The 14541-nt window shown below is 25.0% G+C and carries 16 protein-coding genes; 11 read left to right on the top strand and 5 right to left on the bottom strand.

Annotated elements, in window-relative coordinates:
• Window positions 1–141: 141 nt before the first annotated feature.
• The 8 genes from QZ288_RS07635 (at window position 142) to hprK (ending at window position 9599) form a co-directional block, all read left to right on the top strand.
• Window positions 142–885, top strand: coding sequence for a uracil-DNA glycosylase (locus QZ288_RS07635; protein ID WP_295157223.1), 744 nt, complete (start codon window positions 142–144; stop codon window positions 883–885).
• Between the two features lie 141 nt (window positions 886–1026).
• Window positions 1027–1770 carry an ankyrin repeat domain-containing protein gene (locus QZ288_RS07630; RefSeq protein ID WP_295157299.1) on the top strand — a complete coding sequence of 248 codons (744 nt, stop codon included), beginning with the start codon at window positions 1027–1029 and terminating at the stop codon, window positions 1768–1770.
• A 66-nt stretch (window positions 1771–1836) separates the two neighbouring features.
• On the top strand, window positions 1837–2673 hold the full coding sequence (locus tag QZ288_RS07625) for a hypothetical protein (protein ID WP_295157220.1): 837 nt from the start codon (window positions 1837–1839) through the stop codon (window positions 2671–2673).
• Between the two features lie 76 nt (window positions 2674–2749).
• Window positions 2750–6040, top strand: coding sequence for a DUF4132 domain-containing protein (locus QZ288_RS07620; protein ID WP_295157217.1), 3291 nt, complete (start codon window positions 2750–2752; stop codon window positions 6038–6040).
• Window positions 6033–7343 (top strand): RNA polymerase factor sigma-54, encoded by a 1311-nt coding sequence (gene rpoN / locus QZ288_RS07615; RefSeq protein WP_295157215.1) that lies wholly within the window; start codon window positions 6033–6035, stop codon window positions 7341–7343. The genes QZ288_RS07620 and rpoN overlap by 8 nt, the downstream gene beginning before the upstream one ends.
• Window positions 7344–7361: 18 nt before the next feature.
• The gene (gene raiA, locus QZ288_RS07610; protein ID WP_295157212.1) at window positions 7362–8135 is read left to right on the top strand and encodes a ribosome-associated translation inhibitor RaiA; all 774 of its coding nucleotides are present in this window, start codon (window positions 7362–7364) and stop codon (window positions 8133–8135) included.
• A gap of 34 nt (window positions 8136–8169) precedes the next feature.
• Window positions 8170–8634, top strand: a complete 465-nt coding sequence (locus tag QZ288_RS07605) for a PTS sugar transporter subunit IIA (RefSeq protein WP_295157210.1) — start codon at window positions 8170–8172, stop codon at window positions 8632–8634.
• A complete protein-coding gene (gene hprK, locus QZ288_RS07600) occupies window positions 8634–9599 on the top strand; it encodes an HPr(Ser) kinase/phosphatase (RefSeq protein WP_295157206.1) in 966 nt (321 codons plus the stop codon). Before QZ288_RS07605 ends, hprK begins: the two co-directional genes overlap by 1 nt.
• A 19-nt stretch (window positions 9600–9618) precedes the next feature.
• Here the strand turns inward: hprK and QZ288_RS07595 are convergent, their stop codons facing one another.
• On the bottom strand, window positions 9619–9948 hold the full coding sequence (locus QZ288_RS07595) for a septation ring formation regulator EzrA (protein ID WP_295157203.1): 330 nt from the start codon (window positions 9946–9948) through the stop codon (window positions 9619–9621).
• 14 nt (window positions 9949–9962) lie between these two features.
• A complete protein-coding gene (rsmH, locus tag QZ288_RS07590) occupies window positions 9963–10865 on the bottom strand; it encodes a 16S rRNA (cytosine(1402)-N(4))-methyltransferase RsmH (RefSeq protein ID WP_295157297.1) in 903 nt (300 codons plus the stop codon).
• A 137-nt stretch (window positions 10866–11002) separates the two neighbouring features.
• On the opposite strand from rsmH, the gene QZ288_RS07585 reads away from it, so the two are divergent.
• From QZ288_RS07585 to QZ288_RS07575, 3 genes are all read left to right on the top strand, one after another.
• Window positions 11003–11533, top strand: coding sequence for a DUF308 domain-containing protein (locus QZ288_RS07585; RefSeq protein WP_295157200.1), 531 nt, complete (start codon window positions 11003–11005; stop codon window positions 11531–11533).
• Window positions 11534–11604: 71 nt separating this feature from the next.
• Window positions 11605–11817: a (2Fe-2S)-binding protein gene (locus tag QZ288_RS07580; RefSeq protein WP_295157197.1), complete on the top strand. Its 213-nt coding sequence runs from the start codon at window positions 11605–11607 to the stop codon at window positions 11815–11817.
• Window positions 11807–11986, top strand: coding sequence for a (2Fe-2S)-binding protein (locus QZ288_RS07575; RefSeq protein WP_295157194.1), 180 nt, complete (start codon window positions 11807–11809; stop codon window positions 11984–11986). Before QZ288_RS07580 ends, QZ288_RS07575 begins: the two co-directional genes overlap by 11 nt.
• 44 nt (window positions 11987–12030) lie before the next feature.
• On the opposite strand, the gene QZ288_RS07570 is transcribed toward QZ288_RS07575, so the two are convergent.
• From QZ288_RS07570 to kdsA, 3 genes are all read right to left on the bottom strand, one after another.
• Complete coding sequence (locus tag QZ288_RS07570) at window positions 12031–12414, bottom strand: GIY-YIG nuclease family protein (protein WP_295157191.1); 384 nt, start codon at window positions 12412–12414, stop codon at window positions 12031–12033.
• Entirely contained in the window at window positions 12404–13084 is a 681-nt protein-coding gene (locus QZ288_RS07565) for a spore coat protein (RefSeq protein ID WP_295157189.1), read from the bottom strand. Before QZ288_RS07565 ends, QZ288_RS07570 begins: the two co-directional genes overlap by 11 nt.
• A gap of 433 nt (window positions 13085–13517) precedes the next feature.
• On the bottom strand, window positions 13518–14333 hold the full coding sequence (kdsA, locus tag QZ288_RS07560; protein ID WP_295157186.1) for a 3-deoxy-8-phosphooctulonate synthase: 816 nt from the start codon (window positions 14331–14333) through the stop codon (window positions 13518–13520).
• Window positions 14334–14541 lie beyond the last annotated feature (208 nt).

The raw sequence follows: 14541 nt of genomic DNA, 5'->3' as shown, positions 1-14541 counted from the left end.
CAGTTTATAGGAATATGCTGTATAATATTAATATATGATATGATATTATATGTAATAAAATAAAGAAAGAATTTTTAATAAATTCTATTTTATTGTATAATATAAATAATGTTATAAAAATAATATTTAGGATTTACTAATATGAACAAAATAGAAGAATATTTTTTACAGCATAATAAAATAAAATTCTCTAATACCGTTTGCAGTCAGCATAATAAAAAAATAATATTAAGAAATCCAAAAAAAGTAATAAAAAAAGAAGAAAAAAATATTAATAATAGGAGTGCAGAATCAATGAAAGAAATCAAAAATGAAGGGCTTAAAAAAATATATAATGAAGTAGAAAAATGTATGAAATGCGAGGCATTATGCAGCAGCAGGTTAAATGTAGTATTTGGAAGAGGAGATGAAGAACCTGATATTGTATTTGTAGGAGAAGCACCGGGAGCAGATGAGGACAAACAAGGGCTTCCATTCGTAGGCAGAGGCGGTAAATTACTTGATAAATGGATTGAAAAATTAAGTATAAATAAATATTATATTATGAATGCCTTAAAATGCAGACCTCCTGAAAATAGAGACCCTTTACCTGAAGAAAAACAAAACTGCAGAGATTATTTTACCGCACAGCTTCAAATACTTAATCCTAAAATAATATGTGCATTGGGAAGACATGGATTTGGTAATTTAATAGAATTTGACTTAAAAACTCCATTCGGCAGAGCTAGAAACAAGGTTCATTACTATAAAAATAATGAAAGAGATGTACCTGTAATAGCAACATATCACCCTGCTTATATTTTAAGGAATCAGAAGGAGGAGGAAAAAGTTATATCCGATTTAGAGTTTATGCTAAACGAATTAGAAAAAATAAAAAATGATTAGTATAGAGCTTAGCTTGAATATAATTATAAAATATAAATTAACAGCTTGAAAATATTTTAAGTAAGTTTATATTTTAACATAAATAGGAGTTTTTTATTGAAAAAATATTTTGTTTTGATATTGATAATATGTAAATTCTTAATGCCTAATACATTTGATAATATAATAGATGCTTCAGATTATGAAAAATATTCAAATATACCAAAAAAACCTACTATATTTGATAATATTAATCATAATAGTAAATTATCAGATATAATAGAAAATATTGAAAAGTATTTAGAAAACGGCAATGATATAAATATAATAAATGAAGATGGAAATACTCTATTAATGCAGGCTGTATCTATAGGATATTATGATTTAGCTGATTACTTGATAGATAGAAATGCTGATATAAATATTACAAATAATAATGGAGAAAATGCCTTAATATTATCTGCAAATTATCCTTATATAATGAATTTACTTATTAATAATAATGCAGATATAAATATTTCTGATAATAACGGCAAGACAGCACTTCATTATGCATGCGAATACGGAGATTTATATTCAGTAAAACTCCTTATAAAAAGAGGAGCTGATATTAACAAAAAAGATATACTTGGAAAAACTATTCTTATGTATGCAGTTGAAAATGAACATCTTATGCTTATAAAGTATTTAGTAGAAGATTTGAAAGCGGATATAAATGAAAAAGATGATTGGGGGCAAAATGCTATGTTCTATGCTACCAAGATAGATATAGCAAGGTATCTTATATATAATGATATAAATTATACAGATGTGAATTCAATAGGATTAAAACCGTATGAAGTTATGAAGTATAATGGTTATATAAATGTTTCAACATATCTTCAGAAATTAGAAAAAAGAAGATGAGTTAAAAAAATATCTTTAAGTATTTTTTTTATAAACCGAAAATATTTACAGCATATTGGAGTTTATATGAATATCAAAGTTATTTTACTATTTATTACTATAAATATGTTGCTTTTTGCTCAATATACTTCCACTACCAATAATAATATATTAGTAAATACAGGAGAAGGAAGAGTTGATTATACTACTTATACAATATATGCAGATGCAACAGCCGATTTTCTAACAGATACCCGTCTGCATCATGAAGCATTATTAATACTGCAGCAGCAGGCAGAAGAAGAAACAATGAAAACATTATATGATATATTGGGAAATATTCCTATAGATAATGAAGATACCATATACAGCATAATGGAAGAAAATAGATTTTTAAAAGAAAAGGTTGTTACTTCTATAAATAATGCAAGATTAGTAGGCATATCATATCCTACAAGAACAAGCGTAAAAGTTCTTATGGCATTAGATATCACAACAAATAATCTTCTATCAGATTTGATAAATAATATAAATATATATAAGCCTAATCCTATTGTAACATACTTTGATACAGGTACAGATTATGACAGTCTTGTTATAGATGCGAGAAATATAGGCTTTATTCCTTCATTATTTCCTACAGTATATGATGAAGACGGAAATGAAATATACAATATAGCATATATAAATAAAGCTGTTGCCTCTACAAACGGATATATTACATATTCTACAAATTCTTTTCTTACTAATCAAAATATTACAAATATAGTAGGAAGCAAGCCTTATAATATAGTAGCTTGGAGAACCAGAGGAAGACTTTCAAGCGATTTAGTTATAGGAAATGAAGATGCAAGTATAATTATGAGCAGCCGAAATTTAAAAAATGCTATAAAAAATTGTAAAGTTATATTCATAATTGATTAATTTATTCTTTTTTATTATTCATTTTTTTTGAAAATATGATATATTATTATCTATATAGATTGTTAGGGCGGATGTAATGAATATAAAAGAAAGTTATATAGATGATATTTTTACAAATCATCCGTACAAAGATGATATAAAAAAATATGTCTATAATGAAAATGATACTGTAAATTTTAATCCTAAAGAAATAAATTATTCTATATCTAACAATCATTCTGTATATTCAAATTTATTGGATTTATATATAAATAATAAAGAAAATGAATCTCTGATAAAGCTGTTTAAAGTTATATCTATGCATGACATAAAAAATATATATATTTTTGAAATACTTATTATAAATATAATATCAGGATTGAGTATAAAGGAAGCTATGCTTAAATGTATTTCAGCAGAAAAAATAAAAGACTGGGACAGAGAATATAAAAGAAATTCACAAAATGTAAATCCTATATCAAATGAGATAATAAATGCTAAAATGCACATACTTATATATTACAGCTATGCAGAAAAATATTTTCCTAAAGAAACAGAAAAATATATAGAAAGTATATGCAGTTCTGACATAGATGAAATAATTAATGAATATCAAGATAATATATTGATAGCTTTAATGGCTTTATCTATAAAAATACATAATAAAGATTATGATAAAATATCAATATTATTGGAATATTCAAAAAAAGTTAATTATTTAGATGCTGTATTATCTCTTCTGTTTGTAATTAATATAGATGCTGATATAGTCAGCAAATTTACGGATTTATTAGAAAATAATATATTAAATGATAATAGAGATTTGCTTATAAATTTAGCTTATCTAATAAGATTATTTTTCTTAACTAGAAAAAATTTCAGCAGCCAATTTTCAAACAAAAGTTTTAATGAATTTACATACGATTTAAAAGATTTTAATGTACCCAAATATTTTATATTTCTCATAAAATACTTAGATACTAATTTACTTGTAAGTTCAAATAAAATATTTGAAGGCATAAAAAATTTATATATTAATGATAAAGAGTCATTTTATAAACTTTACAGCATATTAAAAGAAGTGGAAGTACCATATATTATAGAAATCAAAGTAATATTAAACTGCATTCTTTTAAATGCAAAAGACGATAATGCTGATATATCGATTCTTGATAATAATATAGATTATTTTATAGAAAATCTTAAAAAAGAATTAGAAAAAATATACAATATAAAATCTGATAATATATTTGATTTATTAGAAAATAAAGCAGTAGATAAATATAATATATCAGTAAGTCTCAGTAATGAAATAATATTTACTACAAAAATTATAGTTCTTATATATGATTATAATGAAAAAGCAAGAAAAGTTGTTAGGGCTTTATTAAGAGCATTACCGTATAATTTGGCAATACCTTTGATGATTAAAGATAGAAAAGAATTTTATAATATAAAGCTTAAAGAAATATTAGATTATTTACAAGGGTATGACCTTGATTTGAAAGATTTGATTATAACATATTTGTATACATACCCTATTTATATATTTAATACCAAATATATTTTAAAATTAGTAAAAAACCATTCTGATTATATAGTTAATATATTTAATGATAAAGTATTTTTAAAAGCAGTTTCATATAAAAGTTATGCTTTAATAGATTTTTTAGAGCTTTTATATAAAAAGGATAAGGCAGCTTTTACAAATTATTCTATATTATGCTATGTTCTTCATCTCAAAAATAAAGAGATAATCAAATGTGCTTTAAACTTAATAGAAAAAGATGAATACAATTCCAGAGCATATATAGAAAGCAGTATACATGCCTATAGAGAAGAAGTGCAGTTTGAATTAAAAAAAATAATAAAAAAATGGAATTATAATAGAAAAGGATTTAAATTCAAAACTTTAGACGATATAAATATTTATATAGATGATTACTATGAAGACAGCTATGAACATTTAATTGATTTTATAGATGAAGCCTTAATATCTGAAGTTGTTTTAAGAGATGATGAGAAAATAAAAATACCTGTGAAAATTATAAAATATATATTATTAGAATATATGCTTCTTGAAGAACCTTATAGAATAAAAGATATAGATAAAATGATAGATTTATTTGATATGAATTCTTTAAGGGATGCATTTGAAAATATATATAAATATTGGACTGATAATAATTGCGATGAAAGTAAAAAAAATATTATTATACCCTATTGTATTTATGCCAATTACAATCAAATAGCTAATTTATATGAAAAGATAGAATATTGGCATGATAATTTTAAGTCATCTTTAGCAGCTTATATAATACCTGCAATAGCAATGAATGGTAAAAAATTTGCTCTAATGATAATTAATAATATTATATATATCTCTAAAAATAAAGTATTAAAAAATGCCGCTATGGCTTCATTTGAAAAAGCTTCAGAATGCTTGAATATTCCTATAGATAATTTATTTGATAAAGTTTTGCCTAATTTAGGTTTTAATATAGAAAGAAATAAAGTTATAGATTACGGCAATCAAAAATTCACTATTCAGCTTTTAAGCGATTCATATTTAGAAATAATAGATAATGAAAATCATACTATATTAAAAGAACTGCCTGAAACAATAGAAGGAGATGATGAGGCAAAAGCAGCAGATGCCAAAAAAGATTTTATTTATACAAGAAATTCACTGAATGCTATTATCTCATATCAAAGAGAAAAATTGACAAAAGTTATGTTTAATGGCAGAAAATGGGATTATGAAACTTTCTTTGAGGTATTTGTAGAAAATCCTGTTATGCAGTACTTTACGCTTGGATTTATTTGGGGCGTTTATGATGAAGATAATAATTTAATAGACTGCTTCAGATATATGGAAGATGGATCATTAATCTCAATAGATGAGGATTTATACGAGCTTCCTAAAAAAACTAACTATTATATAACATTATATCATCCTATTGATTCAGATGAAGATTACTGTAAAGTTTGGAATTATCAATTGGAGCTTTATGAAATAAATCAGCCTATAGAACAAATAAAAATTAAAAGATATGAATTACAGGAATATGATGTAGAAGATAATATTATAACATCTTTTAATGGTCAGAAACTATCTATGGAATATATGGATAAATTATCAAAAGAATTAGACATAAAAATAGAATACTACAATGAATATGCTTCATATTATCTTCTTGATAATGTTTTAAAAATAGTATGCGAAATTAACTGCAGTATATATGATGAAGATATGATAATAGATTATATAAAATTCTATGAATTAGAAAAGCATAATAAATTTATTAAAGTAATTTCTCCTTTTAGTGTAGAAAGAAGATTTATAAATACAATGCTTCATTACTTATCTCTTGGTTTTTATGACTAATAATATATCATTATCATCAAACACTTCAATAAAAACAGCAATAAAAAATGATTTAAGGCTGAACTATCAAACAAAAGTATGGCTTGATATTATATCAATTCCTGCTGTAGAACTTAAAGAAAAGATAGAAAAAACTATGGAAGAAAATCCTTTTTTAGAATATGATTTTAATGAAAAAAATTATTTAAAATCATCGTCGGGAGATATTAATTCTATAATAGAAAATACTGTAGAAAATGGAAAAGAAAGTTTATTCTCGCATTTGAAAAGCCAAATAGATATTGCTTTTAATAATAAAAAAGAAGCAGAATTAGCAGAACAGATATGCAGTTTTATAAATAATGACGGATATCTGACTATAGAAAGTTATGAATTATCCAATATATTAAATTATAGTACAGAAAAAATAGAAAAAATAATATCTGTAATAAAAACTTTTGACCCTTACGGAGTTGCTGCAAAAAATATTAATGAATGTCTTTCAATACAATTAAAGATGAAAAAAAAAGAAAGTTTGGAAAAAGATAAAAATATATATGATAGTGCAATACATATTGTAGAAAATTATTTAGATGAATTATCAAAAAAAAATTATAAAAAAATAGCTTTAAATTTGAATACAGACGAAGATACTATATTAAAAGCATTAAATCTGATACAAACATTAGAGCCTTATCCTGCAAGAGAATATGATGCATCATCTATTAAATATATTATTCCTGAACTTTTTATTTTAAAAGAAAATAATCAATGGATAGTAAAAACAGATGAAACATTTATACCGCACTTGAAAATTAATAAAAAATATATTAAACTATTAAATATAGAAAAAAGTAAAGACAGCATAAACTTTTTAAAAGAAAAAAAGAAAGAAGCAGAAAGCCTAATAAATGCTTCCAATGAAAGAAAAAAAACTTTATTAAAAATAGGAGAAGCTTTACTCAAATTTCAGTTTAATTTCTTTGAGTACGGCAAAGAGTTTATGAAGCCATTAACTTTAAAAGATATGTCTTTAGAGGTTAATTTAAGCGAATCTACTATAAGCAGAATAGCTAATGGCAAATACCTTAATACTGTATGGGGTACATTTTCTATAAAATATTTTTTCTCAGCAGCTGTTGGAAACGGACTTGGTTCTAGGGGCGTTAAAGAAATTATAAAAAGAATTATAGAAAATTCTCCTGCAAAATTGAGCGATGAAAAGATCAGACTCATACTTAAAAGCGAAGGCATAGAAATATCAAGAAGAACAGTTGCTAAATACAGAAAAAGTATGAATATTTTTTCATCAAGAAGCAGATAAAATATAAAAGGAGATTTTATGCATCAAAATATAATTGGAAAGAATGTAAGAATCACTAAAAATGTAAGAGAACATATAGCAAATAAGATGCAGAATATTAAAATACATGCTGACAGAATAATAGATGCAAGTATCATTTGCGAACATAAGCATGGAGAATATACTGTACAAGGCACTATAGCTTTCGGCAAAAAAGCATTTCACGATAAAGAAAAAGAAAAGGATCTTTATGCTGCAATAGATACTATGTTTCAAAAGATAGAAAGAGAAATAAGAAAATCCAAAGAAAAAAATATTGACAGAAGTCAAAGAGCCGTTGTAGATAAAACAATTCAAGCCGAAGAAGAAGATAATGCTTATTCTATTAATTCTATAGGAATATATGAAAAGCCCTTAGATGAATTAGATGCAGTTTTGCTTTTTAAAAGCGATAAAAAACCATATATGGCTTATCTTCCTATTAAGCAGGGAGAGGATTTATACAGCATAAAAATAGGAAAATTCCCTGTATTTTTATTCAAGGGAAATGATAATAAAGTATTTGAAATATATAATAATGAAGAATATTGGAATATAGATGAGGTAAGCATAACTTCAGATAATAATATAGATGCAAGCAAGAGTGAAAATTATATTATAAAAAACTATAATGTCAGCGAAGCTGTAAATTACCTTACTGAAAATACTGATAAAAAATTTGTAGTTTATATAAGCAGCATAACAGAGCAGGCTGAAGCTCTGTATAAAGAATCTGACAATTCTTTTATTCTTATAAGAATGTTTGATATTTAATTAAATATGATTAACCATTTTGGAGGATAATAAAATGAGTTTAATAGATTATATAAACAAAGATTCTATAATGATAGATGTTCAGGAAACAGATAAAGAAAGGCTGCTCTCTAAAATGGTTGAAAGATTAGATGAATGCAAACTGCTTTTGAGTAGGGCTGATGCAGAACATGCTATTATGACAAGAGAACAATTAATGAGTACAGGAGTTGGAAACGGCATTGCAATACCTCATGCTAAAACCGATGCTGTTGAAAATATTGTTCTTAGTGTGGCAACTATAAAAAACGGCATAAATTACAAATCCATAGATAAGAAAAAGGTATTTGCTGTTTTTATGCTTTTAGCCCCAAAAGCTTCTGCTAGTGAGAATTTAAAAGTACTTACTGCAATTGCCAAAATATTAAGAGATAATCCTCATTTCTTGGAAAAAATTATTAATGTTGAAAAACCTGATGAAATTATGGAACTTATAGCTAAAGAGGAAATGAAAATATAATGCCTAAAATAACAGTAGAAAAATTTCTTGAACTCAATGAAATAAAAAATAATATACTAAAAATAAGACGTTTAACAGGTTTTATCGGAATGGAAAATGAAATAATAGGGTACGAAATAAACCGTCCCGGTATGGCATTATTCAAATACTTTCAAGATTTTGCTTATGAAAGAATACAAATATTGGGAAAGGGCGAGGCTAATTATATTATCACTATTGACAAAGAAAATAATACTGATGTATTTGAAGAAATGCTGAGTTATAAAATACCTATATGTATATTTACTTGTAATATAATTCCGCCTAAATCTTTTTTAGAAATTGCCAAAAACAATAATATCTGCGTAATTTTAAGCGAATTAAAAACATCTGATATGATTAGAAGAATAGAATCTTTAATAGAAGAAGAATTTCTTGAGTCTTTTACTATACATGGAGGACTTGTAGAAGTTTTCGGAGTAGGCGTATTAATTTTAGGTAAAAGCGGTGTGGGTAAGAGCGAAGCTACTTTAGAACTTATATCAAAAGGACATAGACTTATATCTGATGATATAGTAGAGTTCAAAAAATTAAAAGACGGAAGAATTATAGGAAGAAAAAATGAATATATAAAACATAATATGGAAGTGAGAGGAATCGGAGTTGTAGATATAAGCAGACTTTCAGGTATGAGTGCTATTAGAGATAAAAAAAGGCTTGACTTGATAATAGAGCTTGAACATTGGAAAGATGATGAACAATATGACAGAATGGGATTATTTGATAAAACTTATAATATTTTAAATACAGAAGTACCTTATCAAAAAATACCTGTGCGTGCAGGAAGAAATATATGCATATTAATAGAAACAGCTGCCAAAAATTACAGATTAAAGCAGATGGGATATAACAGTGCAAAAGAATTAGATAAAGTATTGATAGCTCAAATAGAAAAGAAAAAATCTGCAAGCAAAACAAATAATTAATTTACTTTATCTTTATAAGTCATTCATTATTTATATTTAAATCATTCTCTATTTTTAAATATAATATATCATTATTATCGCCGCTTACAGAAGTAAATCCGTTTATTATAGCAGTTTCTATAAATCTATTAGGAGATGAGTATTCGGCTTCCTCAGCACTTAAAATCTTTATTTCTTTTTCTAAAAGTTCTATTTCATTATCCAAATTTGATAATTCTATAAGTATTTCATTAGCTTTCACATTTCTTGCAAAAGTAAAAATAATTACAGCTATTATAAATAAAATTATAACTATAAAAAGAGAACCTATAGAATATGTTTTATCTTCTTTTTGAACCTTATTATTCATATTATCTCCAAAATCTATATTTTTTGAACTGCTCTCATTTTGGCACTTCGGCTTGCAGGATTTAATTTTATTTCTTCACTTGTCGGAACTTTAACTTTATTATTTAATAATTTAAATATACCGTCTTTATTCTTTGTTTTTTCATTTTCTTTAAAAAATTTCTTTACTATTCTATCTTCTAAAGAATGATAACTAATAAAAACAGCAATACCATTTTTCTTTAGTATAGAAGCTATATTATTTATCGATTTTTCTAATATATTAAGCTCATCATTAACCTCTATTCTTATGGCTTGAAAAACTAAAGTAGCAGGATGTCTTTTTCCGTATCTTGCAGATTTATCTGTATTATGAAATATTATATTTTCTAATTCTCTTGAAGTTTCTATCTTTCTTATATTTCTCTCTTTAACTATAATATTTGCAATTTTTTTAGCATTATTTATCTCGCCGTAATCTCTAAATATTCTTTCAAGCTCTTCTTTAGTATATCCGTTTACAATATCATAAGCACTTTTTTCATTAATTCCAATCCTCATATCAAGTTTTGCATTATCTTTAAAAGAAAATCCCCTTTCAGCTTTCTTAAAATGAAATAAAGAAACACCCAAATCATAAAGAATAAAATCAATATTTCCTATTAAACTCTCATCTAGCTCATTTATAATATTATCATAAGTATTATTATAATAGTAAAACTTATCATAATTTTTTAATCTATTTTTTGCTATTTCAAGTATAATAGAATCTCTTTCAAAACTATGCACTTCAAGATTCAAATCAAGCATAGCTTTTGTATGCCCTCCCTCCCCTAAAGTGGCATCTACTGCTATTTTTGAGTCTTTAGCAATAAAGCTTAAAACTTCATTCAGCATAACGGGTGTATGAACTATATTCAAACTTTCATCATTATTCATCATTAATATTATCGGAACAATTATTATTAATAATGATTTTATATATTTTTTATTAAAATAATTATATATTTTCATATTGTTTTTTTTTAAGTTTTGATTATTATTTATTAAATTATTTTTATAAAAGGAGTATATGTATGGGAAAATTAGGAAGAATATTATGGTTAATATTTTCAATATTATTAATAATATCAGGAATAGTTACTATATTTAATCCGATAGAAACATTATTAATTATAGCTTATGTAATAGGTTTTTTAACAATATTCTCTGGTATAAGTTCTATATTTTATTTCTTCAGCTTAAAAGATAAATCAGGTTCTACATTAATACTATTAGACGGAATAATATCATCAATATGCAGTATTATTATTATTTCCAATCTGAAAATAAGCGGAGCATTCATACCATATATTGCAGCATTTTTTGTAATAGTAAGAGGTGTTGTAGCCATATCTTCATCTATTGAACTTAAAAGAGTAGGATATAATCAATGGGGATTTTCAATGCTAAGCGGAATACTCACTTTAATCGCAGGCATTATTCTAACATTCAATCCTATACTTGGTGCTGTTTATGTAAGTGTTATACTTGGATTATGCATAATATTATATGGTATAATAACTTTGCAGCTATGGTTTGCATACGGAAAATTTTTTAAAATATAAAATATTATAATTGATTTTATTTATCATTCTGTTAAAATGCATTCTAATTATTAATATTTTTGGAGAAAATTATGTTTGAAAAAAAGGCAAATAGTACTTTATGTTTCTGTAAAATGATAAAATATAAAGAAGTTGTAAATGCTATAAAGACAAAAAATTTAAAAACGCTTGAAGATGTAATGCATGAAACAAAAGCTGGTATTACTTGTTGGAGCTGCAGGGGAGATATAAAGGATTTATTGGAAGAATACAGCAAGACAGGAGATATAAAAATTGATGAATGATGATTTTGTATGTAAATGCAAAAAGCTTTCAATAGAAGAAATTGAATATTTAAAAAGTGAAAGAGGCTTAAATACATTAAAAGAAATTGTAAAGCATACTAAGGCTGGAACTCAATGCGGAGGATGCAGGAATAAAATGAAGGAAATGTTTAAATTCAATTTAAAATAGAATAAAATAATTTCTTTTATTCAAATTTATTATTAATATATAGATTAAAAATTTTTATTTTTTATAATAGTATTAATTTTATCTATATCCTTTTTGCTTATGCTTCTTATACTTATATTAAGATTTTTATTTTTATCTTTTATATATTTTATATAATAAGTTTTTAGAAGCCTATTATTTTGAATAAATATTGTTTTTATTTTTTTATTTACACTTTTTATATAATATTCTATACTCAAAGCAATATTAAGATTTTCTACTTTCCAAGCCGAAAGATATTTTAAAGGCTTATGAAATTTTGTATAATAAGCTCCACTGCCATTTGAATGCTTTTTAAATCTATTTATAAGATTATTTGTTATGCCTGTATAATAACTATTATCCTCGCAAAGTATTATATAAACAAAGCAGTTTTTATTATCTTTCATTTCTTATATCGCTTATTATAGTATCAATATCAACATATATATCATTATTATATTTCTCAAAAATTTTACAAACATTATTATAATCTTCTATAGTATCAACCGTAGTTCTAAGTTCGGGCATTGCAAATTCTTCCCTTACTTTCGGATTTTCTATTTTAAATTTACTACTGTTTCTATAATGATACTGTGTAATATGCTCATGCTCAAAGCTGTCTTTAGAATTATCATCAGCTATTTTTAATGCATCATAATTTATTACTTCAACTCCGCTGCCGTAAGGAAGTAAATCATAATGACTTAAATCAGCATTTTTTTCTATATGATAATCTATAATCATATCGAGTGCTTTTATGCTAACCAAAGGATTATCTCCTGTAGCACGCACAATTATATTAGCATTAAACTCTTCAGCTGCCTTTCTATATCTATTAAGTACATCTTCTTCGCTTCCTATAAAATAACTGCATTTTAATTCATCAAATATATTTTTGAATGCATCATAAGATTTTTTTTCAGTGGCGACTACTACATCATTAGCACTTTTAGAGCTTCTTAATCTTTTAATAATAAGTTCAAGCATACTATCGCAGCCAGCCATTTTTTTTAATGCTTTTTGGGGAAGTCTTGTAGAACCTATTCTTGAAGCAAGTATAATAACTACATTGTTCATATTTTTAAATCCCTAAAATTATTCGCTTTAAGTATCTGCTAAATAAATTTAGCAGATGCTCATAATTTTAGGAAGATATTTTTTTAAATTCCTAAAATTATTTGCTTTTAACTTTCTGCTAAATAAATTTAGCAGATGCTCATAATTTTAGGAGATATTTTTTTAAATTCCTAAAATTATTCGCTTTTAACTTCCTGATAAATAAATTTAACAGATAATCATTATTTTTTAGAATATATTTTTTAATTCCTAAAATTATTTGCTTTAAGTATCTGATAAATAAATTTAACAGATAATCATTATTTTTTAGAATATATTTTTTAATTCCTAAAATTATTTGCTTTAAGTATCTGATAAATAAATTTAACAGATAATCATTATTTTTAGAATATATATTTTTTAATTTATAAAAAATGTTATCCTTAAACTTTAATTAGAAATTCTTAACCAAATCATTAATCTTTATAATCTGACTCCATAATTCTTCAACTTTACTCAAATCAAATATAGTGCCTGAATCTGAAGGACTTTTATCAGGATTAGGATGCACTTCCATAAATACCGCATCTATTCCCAAAGCAGCAGCCGATTTCAATACAGCAGGTATAAACTCTCTAGCTCCTCCTGATTGTCCGTTATTAGCAGAAGGCATTTGAAGAGAATGAGTAGCGTCATACATAACAGGTGCATAATTTTTCATTATTTCCAAATTTTTCATATCCACCACTAAATTGCCATACCCGAACATAGTACCCCTTTCGCATAAAAAAAGTCTATTTTCATTTATAGCATCAGCACATTTATCAGCTATATATTTACAGTCATAACCGCTTATAAATTGACCTTTCTTCACATTAACAGCCTTTCCTGTTTCGCATGCTGCTCTAAGCATATCAGTTTGTCTGCATAAAAAAGCAGGAATCTGTAAAAAATCAACATACTTTGCCGCTTTTTCTGCATCTGCAGGAATATGTATATCTGTCAAAGTAAGAAAATTAAATTCTTTTCCGACATTCTGGAGTATTTCAAGTCCCTCTTTCATTCCCAAGCCTCTAAAAGATGACAAAGATGTTCTGTTTGCCTTATCAAAACTTCCTTTAAAAACTAATTGTATATTTAATTTGTCCTTTATCTCTTTTAATTTTTTGGCTATAGTCATTGTCATTTCTTCGCTTTCTATAACGCAAGGACCTGCAACAAATATCAAATCTTTATTTTTATTGGTAATACCCTTATAATCAAAAATCATATTATATCCTTTAATAATATAAAAATTATGTTTATATCATACAATATTAATACTTAAAGTCAATTACTGTTTTACTATGATTTATTAATGCTTACATTATGTATAATCAGCTATAAATACAATATCTTACTTTTTATTATACAATAAAATATTAAAATAAAAAGTTATCAAAAATTAAAAGTCAATATTAGAAATAAAAATTAATCCC

The sequence above is a fragment of the uncultured Brachyspira sp. genome (assembly GCF_910578695.1).
Classification (GTDB): Bacteria; Spirochaetota; Brachyspiria; order Brachyspirales; family Brachyspiraceae; genus Brachyspira.
The sequence above is the reverse complement of the archived record's forward strand: the minus strand, read 5'-3'. Positions and strand labels throughout refer to the sequence as shown.

What these genes read in the sequence shown, in the direction of transcription:
- QZ288_RS07635 (WP_295157223.1), top strand. Translation starts at nt 142, where the DNA reads ATGAACAAAATAGAAGAATATTTTTTACAGCATAATAAAATAAAATTC.
- QZ288_RS07630 (WP_295157299.1), top strand. Translation starts at nt 1,027, where the DNA reads ATGCCTAATACATTTGATAATATAATAGATGCTTCAGATTATGAAAAA.
- QZ288_RS07625 (WP_295157220.1), top strand. Translation starts at nt 1,837, where the DNA reads ATGAATATCAAAGTTATTTTACTATTTATTACTATAAATATGTTGCTT.
- QZ288_RS07620 (WP_295157217.1), top strand. Translation starts at nt 2,750, where the DNA reads ATGAATATAAAAGAAAGTTATATAGATGATATTTTTACAAATCATCCG.
- rpoN (WP_295157215.1), top strand. Translation starts at nt 6,033, where the DNA reads ATGACTAATAATATATCATTATCATCAAACACTTCAATAAAAACAGCA.
- raiA (WP_295157212.1), top strand. Translation starts at nt 7,362, where the DNA reads ATGCATCAAAATATAATTGGAAAGAATGTAAGAATCACTAAAAATGTA.
- QZ288_RS07605 (WP_295157210.1), top strand. Translation starts at nt 8,170, where the DNA reads ATGAGTTTAATAGATTATATAAACAAAGATTCTATAATGATAGATGTT.
- hprK (WP_295157206.1), top strand. Translation starts at nt 8,634, where the DNA reads ATGCCTAAAATAACAGTAGAAAAATTTCTTGAACTCAATGAAATAAAA.
- QZ288_RS07595 (WP_295157203.1), bottom strand. Translation starts at nt 9,948, where the DNA reads ATGAATAATAAGGTTCAAAAAGAAGATAAAACATATTCTATAGGTTCT.
- rsmH (WP_295157297.1), bottom strand. Translation starts at nt 10,865, where the DNA reads ATGAATAATGATGAAAGTTTGAATATAGTTCATACACCCGTTATGCTG.
- QZ288_RS07585 (WP_295157200.1), top strand. Translation starts at nt 11,003, where the DNA reads ATGGGAAAATTAGGAAGAATATTATGGTTAATATTTTCAATATTATTA.
- QZ288_RS07580 (WP_295157197.1), top strand. Translation starts at nt 11,605, where the DNA reads ATGTTTGAAAAAAAGGCAAATAGTACTTTATGTTTCTGTAAAATGATA.
- QZ288_RS07570 (WP_295157191.1), bottom strand. Translation starts at nt 12,414, where the DNA reads ATGAAAGATAATAAAAACTGCTTTGTTTATATAATACTTTGCGAGGAT.
- QZ288_RS07565 (WP_295157189.1), bottom strand. Translation starts at nt 13,084, where the DNA reads ATGAACAATGTAGTTATTATACTTGCTTCAAGAATAGGTTCTACAAGA.
- kdsA (WP_295157186.1), bottom strand. Translation starts at nt 14,333, where the DNA reads ATGATTTTTGATTATAAGGGTATTACCAATAAAAATAAAGATTTGATA.